Here is a 16,618-nt window from a genome sequence, read left to right as displayed (position 1 = left end):
CGAGCAAGCCCGCTCCCACAATAGACGGCGGCGCCCCTAAGCCTGGCGCACATCCCGCATCAACAACCCGAACCGCAAATCCACCGCATCCGGAATCGGCACGTACACCACATGCCCGTCTCCCGGGGCGACGTCGATGCGTTGGCCTTTGACGTCCTGCAATTGATGCAGGTCGAAGTGGAAGTTGCCCTTGGGTGTCATCAGTTCCAGGTGGTCGCCGACTTCGAAGCGGTTCTTGACCTTCACCTCGGCCAGGCGTTCGCGGCGCTCGCCGGTCAGTTCGCCGACGAACTGCTGGCGCTCCGACACTGAGCTGCCGTTCTGGTAGTTCTGATACTCATCATGTACATGCCGCCGCAGGAAGCCCTCGGTATAGCCGCGTTGGGCCAGCGACTCCAGGTCGGTCATCAGGCTGCGGTCGAATGCCCGACCGGCCACGGCGTCGTCGATGGCCCGGCGATACACCTGGGTGGTGCGGGCGCAATAAAAGTGCGACTTGGTCCGGCCTTCGATTTTCAGCGAGTGCACGCCCATGCGAGTCAGCCGCTCCACATGCTGCACCGCCCGCAGATCCTTGGCGTTCATGATGTAGGTGCCGTGTTCGTCCTCGAAGGCCGGCATGGATTCGTCCGGGCGGTTGGCTTCCTGGAGCAGAAACACCTGGTCCGTGGGTGCCCCGAGGCCCAGGGTGGGTTCGGGTTGATAGGTGTGCACGATATCGCCCGTCGCATTTTCCACCGCCGGTTGCGCCGAGTACTTCCAGCGACAGGCATTGGTGCAACTGCCCTGGTTGGCGTCGCGCCTGTTCAAATAACCCGACAGCAGGCAACGACCGGAATAGGCCATGCACAGCGCACCGTGGACGAACACTTCCAGTTCCATGGCCGGCACGTGTTCGCGAATTTCGGCGATTTCCTCCAGGGATAATTCCCGCGACAGGATGATCCGGCTCAGGCCTTGTTGCTGCCAGAACTCGACGCTCGCCCAGTTCACCGTATTGGCCTGCACCGACAGGTGGATAGGCATCTCGGGGAAATGCCGGCGAACCAGCATGATCAGCCCGGGATCGGACATGATCAGCGCATCCGGCGCCATGGCGATCACCGGTTCGAGGTCCTTGAGGAACGTGCGCAGCTTGGCGTTGTGCGGCGCAATGTTGACGACCACGTAGAATCGCTTGCCCATGGCCTGGGCCTCTTGGATGCCCAGAGCCAGATTGGCGTGGTCGAATTCATTGTTGCGCACCCGCAGGCTGTAACGCGGCTGGCCGGCGTACACCGCGTCGGCACCGTAGGCGAAGGCATAGCGCATGTTTTTCAGGGTGCCGGCGGGGGCGAGCAGTTCGGGGGCTACGAGGGGCATGGTGGCGTCGGATCGCAAAAAGCGGCGAGGGTAGGCCACGCACGGCCGGACGGTATTGACGCAGGTCAATATCCGAAGGAGCAAACGCGACGGCACTCCGGCGAGTCCGGGCTGACTAAAGGTTATCCGGCCTTGTAGACATGGAAAGCTGATGAACCGAAAGATGCTGCAAAACAAATCCCAGATGCTGTTGCTTGCCCTGGTCACCATTGCCTTCATCTGGATCCTGCTGCCGTTCTACGGCGCAGTGTTCTGGGCGGTGATCCTGGGCATCGTCTTTGCGCCGATGCAGCGTCGCCTGCAACTCAAGTTCGGCTGGCCGCGCAACGTCACGTCGCTGTTCACTCTGAGCACCTGCGTGGTCATTGCGATCCTGCCGGTGATCGTCATCAGCACGCTGTTGGTGCAGGAAGGGGCGGCGCTGTACAAGAGTCTGGAGAGCGGAGAGCTGGATGTCGCCGATTACCTGGCCCGGTTCAAGGATGCCTTGCCACCGTACTTCCAGCATCTGCTTGACCGCTTCGGCCTGGGTAACCTGAGTGGGTTGCGGGACAAGATCGTCAAGAGTGCGATGCAGGGCAGCGAGTTCTTCGCCACCCAGGCCTTCAGCTTTGGCCAGGGTACGTTCCAGTTCCTGGTGAGCTTCTTTGTCATGCTCTATCTGTTGTTTTTCTTCCTGCGCGATGGCGCGGAGCTGGTGCGCAAGGTGCGTACCGCCATCCCCTTGGCCGAACACCAGAAACGTCGCCTGCAATTGAAGTTCAATCGGGTGGTGCGAGCGACGGTCAAGGGCAACCTGCTGGTGGCCATCACCCAAGGGGCCCTGGGCGGATTGATTTTCTGGATCCTGGGAATTCCGACGGTACTGCCGTGGGCGGTGCTGATGGCGTTCCTGTCACTGCTGCCGGCCGTGGGGGCGGGCATCGTCTGGGCACCGGTGGCGGTCTATTTTCTGCTGTCGGGGGCGATCTGGCAGGGCGTCGTCTTGACGCTGTTCGGTGTATTCGTGATCGGGCTGGTGGACAACTTCCTGCGTCCGATTCTGGTGGGCAAGGACACCAAGATGCCTGACTACCTCGTGTTGGTCTCGACGCTGGGCGGCCTGGCGGTGTTCGGGTTGAACGGGTTCGTGATCGGGCCGCTGATTGCCGCGCTCTTCATCTCGTGCTGGGCGCTGTTTGTCGAGAGTGGGCCCAAGGTGAAGTTGCCTTAGGCGGTCAGGACATAAGGGCCGATACGTTGCGACAACGCCTGGGCGGCGGGCAGTGAAGTCAGCGGGCCGCTGATCGTCACGCCGTCCTGGACCAGATACCAACAGGCCAGCAGGCCACGTTCCCTGAGCGGGGCGGGGACGGCGCTGCCAACGACAGACATGATGTGAATCTTGGACATGAGAACCTCCATCAATCGATGGGGTTACCTTACGACTCAGCCGGCAGGACGAAAAATCAACAGCCTCGATAGTAGGAATCGACGCCGCTCAATCGACGACCTGATCGAGCATGTGCAGCACTTCCCGTTCGTTGAGCAGGCCTTTGCGCACCAGATTTTCAGTCAACAGCGAAAGGAATTTGGCGCTGCGATGGCCTTCCAGTTGCTTGAGCTCGGTCAGCGCGTTGTACACCTTGCTCGAGGTGCACAGGCCGACGATGCGGTGGGGATTCTGCGTAGGCATACCTTCGTCCTTGTTGTTATAAGCTGCTGTTCATGGACAAGCGCCAGCTTGCGGCGGCGTCATGACACCCGCGTGACAGCTTGGGTTGCAGGAAAAGAAAGCAGGATTCAGACCATAATGCCTTTTTGGCGCCGGATTATTGTTCCGGTAGCGACATCGGGCAGGCTTAAATGGCCATGAGCCTGAGAATCGCCCACAAAAAAGCCCCTGAATCTTTCGATTCAAGGGCTTTTGTATTGCTATCTGGCTCCACGACCTGGACTCGAACCAGGGACCCAGTGATTAACAGTCACTTGCTCTACCAACTGAGCTATCGCGGAATGACGCGTATGTTACTGATTGGAAAAGAGAAGTCAAGCTTTGAGTGATGATTGGGGGATTGGAAGGCAGTGGGCGATCCTTTGCTCACTTGTTACCGCTTCACCCAGCCCCTGAGACGGGAAACGCACGAACCATGTGGGAGCGAGCAGGCTCGCTCCCACAGGTTTTTTTCATTGAGTCCCGTTATTCAGCGGGCTTCAGATGACCTGCACGATCGCCTTGGTCACCACGTCGATGTTGTTCTGGTTCAGCGCCGCCACACAGATGCGACCGGTATCCAAGGCGTAGATGCCGAACTCGTTGCGCAGGCGCGCTACTTGTTCGACGGTCAGGCCGGAGTAGGAGAACATCCCGCGCTGGCGTGCAACGAAGCTGAAGTCGCGGTGCGGTGCGGCCTTGGCGAGCAGGTCCACCATCTGGTTGCGCATGCCGCGGATCCGCAGGCGCATTTCGGCCAGCTCCGCTTCCCATTGGGCTCGCAGCTCAGGGCTGTTGAGCACGGCGGCCACGATGCTGGCGCCGTGGGTCGGCGGGTTGGAGTAGTTGGTGCGGATCACACGCTTGACCTGGGACAGCACGCGAGCACTTTCTTCTTTCGATTCGCTGACGATCGACAGGGCGCCAACGCGCTCGCCGTACAGGGAGAACGACTTGGAGAACGAGCTGGATGCGAAGAAGGTCAGGCCCGATTCGGCGAACAGGCGCACGGCCGCCGCGTCTTCGTCGATACCGTCGCCAAAACCCTGGTAGGCCATGTCCAGGAACGGAACGTGGTTCTTGGCCTTGACCACCGCCAGTACGTTTTTCCAGTCTTCCGGGCTCAGGTCCACGCCGGTCGGGTTGTGGCAGCAGGCGTGCAGCACGACGATGGAGCGGTCGGGCAGGGCGTTGAGGTCTTCCAGCAGGCCCGTGCGGTTCACGTCATGGGTGGCCGCGTCGTAGTAGCGGTAGTTCTGCACCGGGAAACCGGCGGTTTCGAACAGGGCGCGGTGATTTTCCCAGCTTGGGTCGCTGATGGCCACGACGGCGTCGGGCAGCAGTTGCTTGAGGAAGTCGGCGCCGATCTTCAGCGCGCCGGTGCCACCCACGGCCTGGGTGGTGATGACGCGGCCGGCGGCGATCAGCGGAGAGTCCTTGCCGAACAGCAGGGTCTGGACCGCCTGGTCGTAGGCGGCGATGCCATCGATTGGCAGGTAGCCACGGGAAACGTGCTGGGCCACGCGAATCGTTTCGGCTTCGACCACGGCGCGCAGGAGTGGAATGCGCCCCTCCTCGTTGCAGTAAACACCCACGCCCAGGTTGACCTTATTGGTACGGGTGTCGGCGTTGAATGCTTCGTTGAGGCCCAGGATGGGGTCGCGGGGTGCCAATTCGACAGCGGAAAACAGGCTCATTATTGCGCGGCTCTGAATGGAGTATGAGGGGACGTGTCGCGCTCCAGCCGAATGCACTAGAGCGGTGCACAAACGGGGAGCTAGTATAGAGGCCATCACCGGGCACGGCGACAGGCGATTCGGCATTTACGGTAAGTATTTTCGATTTTTTTCGACCGTTAGTCCTGTCGCAGCGTCAAAGACTCCAAGGCGTGTAGGACGTTCGTCTTGAAAGCGAAGGCATTCACCTCCACATTGTCTGCATTCCAGCTTTTTCCTCGGACGACATCAGTCGTTTCGGTCTTCCTCGTTCCTGTCGCCTGGCCGACAGGAGTGAACCCAGAGGTTATGTCATGTCTGAATTCCAGCTCGTCACCCGATTCAAGCCCGCCGGCGACCAGCCGGAAGCCATCCGCCTGATGGTCGAAGGTATCGAGGCGGGGCTTTCCCACCAGACGCTGCTGGGTGTGACCGGCTCGGGCAAGACCTTCAGCATCGCCAACGTGATCGCCCAGGTGCAGCGTCCGACCCTGGTACTGGCGCCGAACAAGACCCTGGCGGCGCAGTTGTACGGTGAGTTCAAGGCGTTTTTCCCCAACAACGCGGTGGAGTATTTCGTTTCTTACTACGACTACTACCAGCCTGAAGCCTATGTGCCGTCCTCGGACACCTTCATCGAGAAGGATGCCTCGATCAATGACCACATCGAACAGATGCGGCTCTCGGCCACCAAGGCGTTGCTCGAGCGCAAGGACGCGATCATCGTCACCACCGTGTCATGCATCTACGGCCTCGGCAGCCCGGAGACGTACCTGAAGATGGTGTTGCACGTCGACCGAGGCGACAAGCTCGACCAGCGCGCCTTGCTGCGCCGCCTGGCGGACCTGCAATACACCCGCAACGACATGGATTTCGCCCGGGCGACGTTCCGGGTCCGGGGTGATGTAATCGATATCTACCCGGCGGAGTCGGACCTGGAGGCGATTCGCATCGAGCTGTTCGACGATGAGGTGGAGAGCATCTCGGCGTTCGATCCGCTGACCGGGGAGGTGATCCGCAAGCTGCCGCGCTTCACCTTCTATCCCAAGAGTCACTACGTGACGCCACGGGAAACCCTGCTGGACGCCATCGAGGGCATCAAGGCCGAGCTGCAGGAGCGCCTGGAATACCTGCGCTCGAACAACAAGCTGGTGGAAGCCCAGCGCCTGGAACAGCGAACCCGTTTCGACCTGGAGATGATCCTGGAACTGGGCTACTGCAACGGCATCGAAAACTACTCGCGCTACCTGTCGGGCCGCCCGGCGGGCGCGCCACCGCCCACCTTGTACGATTACCTGCCGGCCGATGCCTTGCTGGTGATCGACGAGTCCCACGTCAGCGTGCCTCAGGTCGGCGCGATGTACAAAGGCGACCGCTCGCGCAAGGAAACCCTGGTGGAATACGGGTTCCGCCTGCCCTCGGCACTGGATAACCGGCCGATGCGCTTCGACGAATGGGAGGCCGTCAGTCCGCAGACGATCTTTGTCTCGGCCACCCCCGGCAACTACGAAGCCGAGCATGCCGGCCGTGTAGTCGAGCAGGTGGTGCGGCCGACCGGGCTGGTCGACCCGCAGGTGGAGGTGCGTCCGGCACTGACCCAAGTGGACGACTTGCTCTCGGAAATCAACAAGCGCGTGGCGGTGGAGGAGCGGGTATTGGTCACGACGCTGACCAAGCGCATGGCCGAAGACCTCACCGACTACCTGGCCGACCATGGTGTGCGGGTGCGTTACCTGCACTCGGACATCGACACGGTGGAGCGGGTCGAGATTATCCGGGACCTGCGCCTGGGCACCTTCGACGTGCTGGTGGGCATCAACTTGCTGCGCGAAGGCCTGGACATGCCGGAGGTGTCGCTGGTGGCGATTCTCGACGCCGACAAGGAGGGTTTCCTGCGCTCCGAACGTTCGCTGATCCAGACCATCGGCCGTGCGGCGCGTAACCTCAACGGTCGGGCGATCCTGTATGCCGACAACATCACCGGCTCCATGGAACGGGCTATCGGTGAGACGGAGCGCCGTCGTGAGAAACAGATTGCGTTCAACCTGGCGAACGGCATCACGCCCAAAGGGGTGTTCAAGGACGTTGCCGATATCATGGAAGGCGCCACCGTGCCGGGCTCTCGCAGCAAAAAGCGTAAGGGCATGGCCAAGGCCGCCGAAGAAAGCGCCCGCTACGAGGCCGAACTGCGCTCGCCCAGCGAAATCACCAAGCGGATCCGGCAATTGGAAGAAAAAATGTACCAGTTGGCCCGGGACCTGGAGTTCGAGGCGGCGGCGCAGTTGCGCGACGAGATTGGGAAGTTGCGGGAGCGGTTGCTCACTGTCTGAGTCTTTTGTTGCCTGTCAGGGCCCTATCGCGAGCAGGCTCGCTCCCACATTGGACTTGTGGCGTTCACAAATCCCCTGTGGGAGCGAGCCTGCTCGCGATTGAGGGCGACTCGGTCCAAAGGTCGGCTATACAAATCCCCCTCTGACTGGAGCCCGCCCACCATCGCCTGTTACCATTCGCCCCCTGTTTCACCTTCGCTTTTATCTTCTTTTTGAGACATGCCATGACCACCGTCCGCACCCGCATCGCGCCTTCGCCCACTGGCGATCCCCATGTCGGCACCGCCTACATCGCCTTGTTCAACTATTGCTTTGCCAAGCAGCACGGCGGTGAGTTCATCCTGCGGATCGAAGACACCGATCAGTTGCGCTCGACCCGTGAGTCCGAGCAGCAGATTTTCGACGCCTTGCGCTGGTTGGGCATCGACTGGAGCGAAGGTCCGGATGTCGGCGGCCCGCACGGCCCGTACCGCCAGAGCGAGCGTGGTGACATCTACAAGCAGTATTGCCAGCAGTTGGTGGACATGGGGCATGCGTTCCCGTGTTTCTGCACCGCCGAAGAGCTGGACCAGATGCGCGCCGAGCAGATCGCCCGTGGCGAAACCCCGCGCTACGACGGCCGTGCGCTGCTGCTGTCCAAGGAAGAAGTCGCCCGTCGCCTGGCGGCCGGCGAGCCCCATGTCATTCGCATGAAAGTGCCGAGTGAAGGCGTCTGCGTGGTGCCGGACATGTTGCGCGGCGATGTCGAGATCCCGTGGGATCGCATGGACATGCAGGTGCTGATGAAGACCGATGGCCTGCCGACGTACTTCCTCGCCAACGTGGTCGACGATCACCTGATGGGCATCACCCACGTGTTGCGGGGCGAGGAATGGCTGCCATCGGCGCCGAAACTGATCCTGCTCTACGAGTACTTCGGTTGGGAACAGCCGCAGTTGTGCTACATGCCGCTGCTGCGTAACCCGGACAAGAGCAAGCTGTCCAAGCGCAAGAACCCGACCTCGGTGACCTTCTACGAGCGCATGGGCTTCATGCCCGAGGCGATGCTCAACTACCTCGGCCGCATGGGCTGGTCGATGCCCGACGAGCGTGAGAAGTTCTCGTTGCAGGAAATGGTCGAGCATTTCGACCTGTCGCGCGTCTCCCTGGGAGGCCCGATCTTCGACATCGAGAAGCTGTCATGGCTCAACGGCCAGTGGCTGCGGGACCTGCCGGTGGAAGAGTTCGCCGCTCGCGTGCAGAAGTGGGCATTCAACCCCGAGTACATGATGAAAATCGCGCCCCATGTGCAGGGCAGGGTAGAAACCTTCAGCCAGATCGCCCCGCTGGCCGGTTTCTTTTTCGCTGGTGGCGTGACGCCGGATGTGAAGTTGTTCGAATCCAAGAAGCTCTCGGGCGATCAGGTGCGTCAGTTGATGCAACTGATCCTGTGGAAGCTCGAAAGTCTGCGCCAGTGGGACAAGGACAGCATCACCGCGACCATCCAGGCCGTGGTCGAGTCTCTGGAGTTGAAATTGCGCGATGCCATGCCGCTGATGTTCGCCGCCATTACCGGCCAGGCCAGCTCGGTATCGGTGCTCGACGCGATGGAAATCCTCGGGCCGGATCTGACCCGTTTCCGTCTGCGCCAGGCCATCGATCTGCTCGGTGGTGTGTCGAAGAAGGAAAACAAGGAGTGGGAAAAACTGCTGGGCGCGATTGCTTAAGCGGTCGATGAGGCAGGGCACACCCCGGTTTTCCGGGGTTTGTCGGTAAGTGATTGTTATCCCGGCAAAAAATTTTCAAATTTGTTGAAAATAAATTTGACAGCCCTCCGATACGCCCTTAAGATTCGCCCCGTCCTCAGCGATGAGGGGCTATAGCTCAGCTGGGAGAGCGCTTGCATGGCATGCAAGAGGTCGACGGTTCGATCCCGTCTAGCTCCACCAATTTACACTTCAAGGTCTGGCCACACCGACCTTGAAGGGATCAACACTCAGCGTTGATCAGTTGTTAGAAGGGTTTGCGTCCCCTTCGTCTAGTGGCCTAGGACACCGCCCTTTCACGGCGGTAACAGGGGTTCGAGTCCCCTAGGGGACGCCAGTTTTACAGAAGCGATATTGCAATATGTCGCTCCGCCGCAAGGCGAAAAATTCGGGGCTATAGCTCAGCTGGGAGAGCGCTTGCATGGCATGCAAGAGGTCGACGGTTCGATCCCGTCTAGCTCCACCAATCGACAGGTTCAAGGTCTGGCCACACCGGCCTTGAATCGATCAGTTCTCAGTGCTGATCAAGCAAGAAGGTTTGTGTCCCCTTCGTCTAGTGGCCTAGGACACCGCCCTTTCACGGCGGTAACAGGGGTTCGAGTCCCCTAGGGGACGCCACGATTACCCGCTCTGCGGGATTTTTAAGGGTCATTCAATCATTGAATGGCCCTTTTGTTTTTCTGGCGTTCAGCCAATTTTCAATCTCAATAAAATGATGCTTCTGACGGGCGGTCCGTGAATTCGCTTGCAGAAATTTATTATGCGAATAATATTTCAGTCGTAATATTTGGAGGCAGCGATGAGCGATAAAAAGGCACAGACCCGTGAACGCATTATCAAGGCCGCCAGCGACGCGCTGATTCAGCGTGGCCCGGCCGAGCCGAGCGTGGGCGAGGTGATGGGCGCGGCCGGGCTGACGGTCGGCGGCTTTTATGCCCATTTTGAAAGCAAGGACGCCTTGATGCTGGAGGCGTTCAAGCAATTGCTCAGTCGGCGTCGCGGTTTGATCGCCGACATGGATGCCGAACTGACCGGTGAAGAGCGGCGTGCTCTGGTGGCCGCGTTCTATCTGTCGCGAAAGCACCGGGACTCCACTGAGAATGCCTGCCCGATCCCCGCATCGATCGGTGAGCTCGGGCGGCTGCCGGACCCTTTCCGTGAAGTGCTCAATGAGCACGTCGAGCTGATGACCGCACAGTTGGCGGCCAGCCCGGAGGACGCCGACAAAGCCCTGGCCGATATCGCCTTGATGGTCGGCGGCCTGGCCCTGGCGCGGGCGTTGGGGCCGGGAGATTTATCGGATCGTTTATTGCGTGCGGCCAAATCGGCGGTGCGCTGAGCACAGACGCAGTTCTGGAGATGAGCGATGGACAGGTTGAGCTGGATTCGCGGCGTCAATGGCACGCTTGGCCGGGTAGCCCCGCGCCTGGTGGCGAAGAAAATGCGGACGCTGTTCATGCGACCACGAAATCTGCCGCCACGGGACTGGGAACTGCCCTTGCTGGCGAGTTCCGAGCGCGTCACCTTGCGCTTCGGTCTTTCTGCCTTGTGCTGGGGCAAGGGACCGACTGTTTTGCTGATGCACGGTTGGGAAGGGCGGCCCACGCAATTCGCTGCGCTGATCACCGCGCTGGTGGACGCCGGGTATACGGTGGTGGCGCTGGACGGGCCGGCCCATGGCCGCTCTCCCGGTCGCGAGGCGAATGTTCTGCTGTTCGCCCGGGCCATGCTGGAAGCCGCGGCTGAGCTGCCGCCATTGCAGGCAGTGATCGGGCATTCCATGGGCGGCGCCAGCGCCATGCTCGCGGTCCAGTTGGGCTTGCGCACCGAGACGCTGGTCAGCATTGCCGCGCCGGCGCGCATCCTTGGGGTGTTGCGTGGTTTCGCCCGGATGATGGGATTGCCGCCCAAGGCGCGCTCGGCGTTCATTCGTCAGGTGGAAAATGATGTGGGTATGCCGGCTTCGAAGATGGATGTCGCGCACTATCAATTGGACGTGCCGGGTCTGATCGTCCATGCCGAGGATGATACGTCGGTTCCGGTTACGGAGTCGCAACTGATCCATGATGCCTGGTTCGACAGCCGCCTGCTGCGGCTACCGGCGGGCGGGCACCAGCGGGTGCTGGCCGATCCGCGCGTCATCGAAGGCGTGTTATCACTGCTGGCCGGGCGTAACCTGCAAGCGCGGCAATCGGCCTGAGTGTGCGAGCAAGGCTGGCCCGGGTCCCGCAGGGATCGGGTACACTGCCTCGATCACATTCGACCGGGAGAGGGGCATGGGCTGGGATCGGGCAACACCGTTCATCATTGATCTTCAGGTAAACCCCGAAGATATCGACGGGCTGGGCCACGCCAACAACGCGGTCTATGTCACTTGGCTTGAGCGCTGTGCCTGGCGTCATTCCCAGCGGCTGGGACTGGATCTGGCGGAATACCGGCGACTGGACCGGGCCATGGCGGTAGTGCGTCATGAAGTCGACTATCTGGCTGCTGCCTACGAAGGGGACGAGTTGCAACTGGCAACCTGGATCGTCGATTGGGACCAGCGATTGAAGATGACCCGGCATTTCCAACTGATTCGTCCCAGCGACAACACCACCTTGCTGCGTGCCCAGACCACCTTCGTCTGCATCGAACTTTCCACCGGCAGGCCCAAGCGCATGCCGCCGGAATTCGTTGAGGGTTATGGTGCGGCCATACCCACGGCAGCGTTGTCATGAGTCGAACCCCTGTGGGAGCGAGGCTTGCCCGCGATAGCATCGCCTCGGTATCAGAATAAACCGAGGTGTCTGCATCGCGGGCAAGCCTCGCTCCCACAGGATTGGGGCAAAATCCGGTAAACTGCCGCACGTTTTTTCGTTGAGTGCGTTTTCCCATGCAAATTGCCCTGGCGCCCATGGAGGGGTTGGTCGACAACATCCTGCGGGACGTCCTGACTCGCGTTGGCGGTATCGACTGGTGCGTGACCGAGTTTATCCGCGTCAATGACCGCCTGCTCACGCCGGCCTACTTCCATAAGCTTGCCCCGGAGCTGCTGACCCATGCGCGGACCGCTGCCGGCGTGCCGTTGCGGGTGCAACTGCTGGGTTCGGACCCGGTGTGCCTGGCGGAGAACGCCGTGCTGGCTTGCGAGCTGGGCGCGGAAGTGATCGACCTGAACTTCGGCTGTCCGGCCAAGACCGTGAACAAGTCCAGAGGCGGGGCGGTGCTGCTCAAGGAGCCGGAGTTGTTGAACGAGATCGTCGAGCATGTGCGTCGCGCGGTGCCCGGCCATATTCCGGTCACCGCCAAGATGCGCCTGGGGTTCGATAGCCCGGACGGCGCGCTGGTCTGCGCCACGGCCCTGGCCGAAGGTGGCGCCGCGCACATCGTGGTGCATGCGCGGACCAAGACCGACGGTTACAAGCCGCCGGCGCACTGGGAATGGATCCCGCGGGTCCAGGAAGTGGTCAAGGTGCCGGTGTTCGCCAATGGCGACATCTGGAGCGTGGAGGATTGGCGCCGTTGCCGTGAAATCAGTGGCGTCGAGGACATCATGCTCGGTCGCGGTCTTGTTTCCCGTCCCGATCTGGCCCGGCAGATCGCCGCGGCCCGGGCTGGCGAGGAAGTGATCGAGATGTCCTGGGCCGAGCTGCAACCGATGCTCCAGGACTTCTGGATGCAAGTGGTCGAGCAATTGACTCCGCGCCAGGCCCCCGGTCGGCTGAAGCAGTGGCTGGCGATGCTGACGCGCAATTATCCCGAAGCGGTTGTGCTGTTCAGCGCGTTACGACGGGAAACCGACCTGGATGCGGTGGGCCATTTGCTGGGAGTGCAGCGCACCGAAGCGGCCTGAAAAAAATTTCGAAAAAAGCTCTTGAAAAGTATTTGGCGGACCCTAGATAGGGGGTACGCGATGCCGAATTCGGGTCGCGGAGACAAAAAACCTTGCTGAACTTTTCAGGAGATTTGAATCATGAGTACTGCATTCTCGCTGGCCCCTCTGTTCCGTTCCTCGGTGGGCTTCGACCGTTTCAACGACCTGTTCGAAACCGCCTTGCGTAATGAACCGGGCAGCAGCTATCCACCCTACAACGTGGAAAAACATGGCGATGACGAATACCGCATCGTGGTCGCCGCCGCCGGGTTCCGGGAAGAAGACCTGGACCTGCAGGTGGAAAAAGGTGTGCTGACCATCAGCGGCGGCAAGCGCGAGGCCAGCAACGACAGCGTGACTTACCTGCACCAGGGCATCGCCCAGCGTGCGTTCAAACTGTCCTTCCGGTTGGCCGATCATATCGAAATCAAGTCCGCCGGCCTGAGCAACGGTCTGTTGAGCATCGACCTGTTGCGGGTGATTCCGGAAGAGGCGAAAGCCAAGCGCATCCCGATCAACGGTGCGCAGCAACAACCCGCGCTGCAGAACTGATGCATCGCCACTGAAAAAGGGCGCCGGAAGGCGCCCTTTTTCATGCTCGTCGCTTACGGCAACAACCGCTCGAACGCTTCCAACGGCAACGGCCGGCTGTGCAGGTAGCCTTGGTACAAATGGCAATCGAGCCCCTGCAGGAACTGTAACTGTTCCAGGGTTTCCACACCTTCGGCAATCATCTCCAGATTCAGGCTGCGGGCCATGGCGACGATGGCGCGGATGATTTCGGCGTCGTTGGGGTCGCTGGTGGCATCGCGCACGAATGACTGGTCGATTTTCAGCGTGTCCACCGGCAGGCGCTTGAGGTAGGTCAGCGATGAATAGCCTGTGCCAAAGTCATCCATGGCAAAGCTCACCCCCAGTTTCTTGAGGCGGCGCATCTTGCCGATGGTGTCGTCCAGGTTCTGGATCACGATGCCTTCGGTGATTTCAAGCTTGAGCATGGAGCAGGGCAGGCCGTGAATGGCAAGACTGGTTTCAATACGTTCGACAAAATCGCTCTGGCGGAATTGTCGCGGGCTGATATTCACGCACAGGCTGAAGCGCCGGGGATCGACCTTGCCCTTGGCGATCAGTTGCCTGAAGCCGTCGCAGGCCTCGTCGAGGATCCAGGTGCCGACTTCCAGGATCAGTCCGCTGTCTTCCAGGACCTTGATGAACTCGTTGGGCGACTGGGCGCCCAGTTCCGGGTGATGCCAGCGCACCAGGGTTTCGGCCCCGATGATGCGGTTGTCCCGGGCATCGACCTGAGGCTGGAAATGTACGCTGAACTCGCCACGGGCCAGGGCCTGGCGCAGGTCTGTCTCCATGCGCAGCCGTTCGCTGGCGGCCTTTTGCATTGTGGCCTGGAACATCTGCGAAGTGTTGCGTCCCGAATCCTTGGCGCGGTAGAGCGCGATGTCGGCGCGCTTGAGCAGGTCGGCGGGCGTGGTGCCATGGTCGGGGATCAACGCCATGCCGATGCTTGGTGTGACTTGTAGCCGCTGGCCATCAAGGGACATCGGTTCGGAGAGCAACTCGCGCAAGGTGTCGGCCAGCTTCTGTACCTGTTCGCTGACTTCAGCGCGAGTGCCTTCCAGGCCGCTGAGCAGCACCACGAACTCGTCGCCACCCAGTCGTGCGACGGTGTCTTCCTGGCGCACGCTGGCTTCAAGGCGGGCAGTGATGATCTTCAATACCGTGTCGCCCACCGGGTGGCCAAGGGAGTCGTTGATGTGCTTGAAATGATCCAGGTCCAGGAACAGCAGCGCGCCCCGCAGGTCATGGCGTTTGAGCAGGGCGATCTGCTGGCTCAGCCGGTCCATCAACAGGGCGCGGTTGGGCAGGTTGGTCAGCGGGTCGTGATAGGCCAGGTGGCGGATCTGTGCTTCGGCGTTGCGCAACAGGCTCACGTCCCGGGCCGTCAGCAACAGGCAGGCCGTTTCATTGAGCGTGATGGGCTCCACCGAGACTTCCACGGTGAGCATCTCGCCGCGCTTGTTGCGCCCGAGCATTTCCAGATGATGGACGCGACCCTTGAGTTGCAGTTCGGCCAACAACGCCGTGCGTTGCTTGGTTTCCGCCCAGATACCCACCTCATACACCGTATGGCCGATCACTTCGTCGGCACGGTAGCCGGTCAGGCGACAGAAACCATCGTTGACCTCAAGGTAGCGGCCGCTGTCGCGTTCGGTGATGGTGATGGCGTCGGGGCTGGAGTGGAACGCCTTGGCGAATTTCTCTTCACTGGCCTTCAGGGCTGCTTCGGAGCGTTGCTGCTGGGTGATGTCCCGCAGGGTGGTGACGATGCAGGGCTGGTTGCCGACATTGATCTGTCGGCTGGAGATCACGCAGGTCAACGGATAGCCGGATTTATGGTGCACGACAATGGCGACGTTGCTCAGCGACTGCTCGCGGATCACTCGTTCGATGCGTTGCAGGCTGCTGCCCGAGGCGTCCCATAGACCGATTTCGTCGGCGGTGCGGCCAATGACTTCGCTGGCGACCCAGCCGAAGGTCTGGGTGAAGCTGGAGTTAATCTCCAGGAACCGACCGCTGTCATGGTGGGTGACACAGATCGGGTCGGGGCTCACCTGGAACAGTGTGGCGAATTTCTCTTCCGACGCCGCCAGGCTCTGTTCACGCTCCACCTGGTCGGTAATGTCCAGCAGGGTTCCGGCCATGCGCAGGGGGCTGCCGTCTTCGTTGCGATAGAGGCGTGCGCGGCTTTCCAGGTAGCGGGAGCTGCCATCCGGTAGCTGTACGCGGTAGGTCAGCTGGTAGTTGCCGGCCGGGCCCTCGCGCAGGCTGCGGTAGGCGTTGCGCATGTTGTTGCGTTCATTGTCCGGTACGCCCTCGAAAAACGCATCGAAGGATTCATGGAAGGGCTTGGGCTCCAGGCCGTGCAGCTGGGCGGCCCGGGCCGAGCCGTAGAGCATGCCGCTGGGGATGTGCCAGTCCCAGGTACCCAGCTGTGCCGAGTCGAGCGCCAAGTCCAGGCGTTCCTGGCTGTCCTTGAGCGCCTGTTCGGCCAGTTTGCGTTCGGTGGTGTCGAGGAAGGTGCTCAACAGGTAGGGCTGGCCTTCGAGCTCGACTTTCTGCGCGCTGAGTATGCCGTTGTGAATCTGGCCGTTGCTGGCCCGGAACTCCACTTCCATGCTGACCAGCTCGCCCTTGGCCTTGGTCGCTTCCACCAGCCTGGCTCGTTGGCTGGGGTCGACCCACAAACCCAGTTCCAGAGTGGTCCGTCCGATCACGTCATGCACCGGCCAGCCGAACAGGCTTTCGAAATACTGGTTGGCTTCGCTGATCAGTCCATCTTCCTGGCGGGTCAGCAAGACCATGTTCGGGCAGAGATGGAAGAGCGTGGCGAAACGTTTTTCGGAGCTGCGCAGGGCCTGTTCGCGCTCGCGCTGGTGGGTGATTTCGCGGATCACGCCGATCATGCGCGGACGACCGTGCTTGTCGGGCAATACGCTGCCATTGATCTCCAGCCAATGCAGGCTGCCATCGGGCCAGACGATGCGGTGGTGCATGGCCTGTTCCAATGGCGCGCCAGCCACGGCCGCGTGGAACGCCCGGATCGCCTTGGCCCGGTCTTCGGGCAGCAACAGGTCGAGGTACTCAACGTCCGTTGGCAGCGGCTGGCGCGGATCGAAGCCGAACAGCGCCTGGGTACCCCGGGACCAACTGATCTTCCCGGTCTCGATATCCCACGACCACGCCCCCAGGTGCGCGCCGTTCAGGGCGGCCAGCAGCTGCGGTGCGCTGTCCCAGCTTTGCTCGGACCGCTTGGGGTCAAGCGCCTGGATGCGTGGCAAGGGCGGGGTATGGTCGGCAGGGTTGGGCATTATCTAGCGAGCCTTGGGCAGTTGGGCGTTAAG

General features: G+C 61.2%; 13 protein-coding genes and 5 tRNA genes. 12 read left to right on the top strand and 6 right to left on the bottom strand.

Translation table 11 applies throughout. The annotated features are described in order from the left end of the window. Positions 1-36: 36 nt before the first annotated feature. Positions 37-1,362: a tRNA 5-hydroxyuridine modification protein YegQ gene (yegQ, locus tag AD666_RS17935; RefSeq protein WP_053155387.1), complete on the bottom strand. Its 1,326-nt coding sequence runs from the start codon at positions 1,360-1,362 to the stop codon at positions 37-39. A 151-nt stretch (positions 1,363-1,513) separates the two neighbouring features. Between yegQ and AD666_RS17930 the strand changes: the two genes are divergently transcribed. Next, positions 1,514-2,575, top strand: coding sequence for an AI-2E family transporter (locus AD666_RS17930; protein ID WP_053154802.1), 1,062 nt, complete (start codon positions 1,514-1,516; stop codon positions 2,573-2,575). Here the strand turns inward: AD666_RS17930 and AD666_RS17925 are convergent. The 4 genes from AD666_RS17925 to AD666_RS17910 form a co-directional block, all read right to left on the bottom strand. Continuing rightward, positions 2,572-2,754 carry a hypothetical protein gene (locus tag AD666_RS17925; protein WP_053154799.1) on the bottom strand — a complete coding sequence of 61 codons (183 nt, stop codon included), beginning with the start codon at positions 2,752-2,754 and terminating at the stop codon, positions 2,572-2,574. The genes AD666_RS17930 and AD666_RS17925 overlap by 4 nt on opposite strands. Positions 2,755-2,842: 88 nt before the next feature. Further along, positions 2,843-3,037 carry a hypothetical protein gene (locus AD666_RS17920; RefSeq protein ID WP_053154796.1) on the bottom strand — a complete coding sequence of 65 codons (195 nt, stop codon included), beginning with the start codon at positions 3,035-3,037 and terminating at the stop codon, positions 2,843-2,845. Between the two features lie 244 nt (positions 3,038-3,281). Continuing rightward, a tRNA-Asn gene (locus AD666_RS17915) sits at positions 3,282-3,357 on the bottom strand. Positions 3,358-3,555: 198 nt separating this feature from the next. Continuing rightward, a complete protein-coding gene (locus tag AD666_RS17910) occupies positions 3,556-4,752 on the bottom strand; it encodes an amino acid aminotransferase (RefSeq protein WP_053154793.1) in 1,197 nt (398 codons plus the stop codon). Between the two features lie 332 nt (positions 4,753-5,084). Between AD666_RS17910 and uvrB the strand changes: the two genes are divergently transcribed. The 11 genes from uvrB (at position 5,085) to AD666_RS17855 (ending at position 13,253) form a co-directional block, all read left to right on the top strand. Continuing rightward, the gene (gene uvrB, locus AD666_RS17905) at positions 5,085-7,100 is read left to right on the top strand and encodes an excinuclease ABC subunit UvrB (RefSeq protein WP_053154790.1); all 2,016 of its coding nucleotides are present in this window, start codon (positions 5,085-5,087) and stop codon (positions 7,098-7,100) included. Between the two features lie 224 nt (positions 7,101-7,324). Further along, the gene (gene gltX / locus AD666_RS17900) at positions 7,325-8,806 is read left to right on the top strand and encodes a glutamate--tRNA ligase (RefSeq protein ID WP_053154787.1); all 1,482 of its coding nucleotides are present in this window, start codon (positions 7,325-7,327) and stop codon (positions 8,804-8,806) included. A gap of 146 nt (positions 8,807-8,952) precedes the next feature. Next, positions 8,953-9,028, top strand: a tRNA-Ala gene (locus AD666_RS17895). Positions 9,029-9,106: 78 nt separating this feature from the next. Beyond that, a tRNA-Glu gene (locus AD666_RS17890) sits at positions 9,107-9,182 on the top strand. A 53-nt stretch (positions 9,183-9,235) separates the two neighbouring features. After that, a tRNA-Ala gene (locus AD666_RS17885) sits at positions 9,236-9,311 on the top strand. A gap of 76 nt (positions 9,312-9,387) precedes the next feature. After that, positions 9,388-9,463, top strand: a tRNA-Glu gene (locus AD666_RS17880). 181 nt (positions 9,464-9,644) lie between these two features. Further along, positions 9,645-10,184: a TetR/AcrR family transcriptional regulator gene (locus tag AD666_RS17875; RefSeq protein WP_053154784.1), complete on the top strand. Its 540-nt coding sequence runs from the start codon at positions 9,645-9,647 to the stop codon at positions 10,182-10,184. Between the two features lie 27 nt (positions 10,185-10,211). Then, positions 10,212-11,045, top strand: a complete 834-nt coding sequence (locus AD666_RS17870) for an alpha/beta fold hydrolase (RefSeq protein ID WP_053154781.1) — start codon at positions 10,212-10,214, stop codon at positions 11,043-11,045. Between the two features lie 76 nt (positions 11,046-11,121). Then, positions 11,122-11,565 carry a thioesterase family protein gene (locus AD666_RS17865; RefSeq protein ID WP_053154778.1) on the top strand — a complete coding sequence of 148 codons (444 nt, stop codon included), beginning with the start codon at positions 11,122-11,124 and terminating at the stop codon, positions 11,563-11,565. Positions 11,566-11,720: 155 nt separating this feature from the next. Next, positions 11,721-12,680, top strand: coding sequence for a tRNA-dihydrouridine synthase (locus AD666_RS17860; protein WP_053154770.1), 960 nt, complete (start codon positions 11,721-11,723; stop codon positions 12,678-12,680). A gap of 120 nt (positions 12,681-12,800) precedes the next feature. After that, a complete protein-coding gene (locus AD666_RS17855) occupies positions 12,801-13,253 on the top strand; it encodes an Hsp20 family protein (protein WP_053154767.1) in 453 nt (150 codons plus the stop codon). Between the two features lie 53 nt (positions 13,254-13,306). Here the strand turns inward: AD666_RS17855 and AD666_RS17850 are convergent, their stop codons facing one another. After that, entirely contained in the window at positions 13,307-16,585 is a 3,279-nt protein-coding gene (locus AD666_RS17850) for an EAL domain-containing protein (RefSeq protein WP_053154764.1), read from the bottom strand. Positions 16,586-16,618 lie beyond the last annotated feature (33 nt).

It is taken from the genome of Pseudomonas sp. Pf153, assembly GCF_001269775.1.
GTDB classification, from domain to species: Bacteria; Pseudomonadota; Gammaproteobacteria; order Pseudomonadales; family Pseudomonadaceae; genus Aquipseudomonas; species Aquipseudomonas uvaldensis.
Note: the sequence above shows the minus strand (reverse complement) of the source record. Positions and strands in the feature narration are given on the sequence as shown.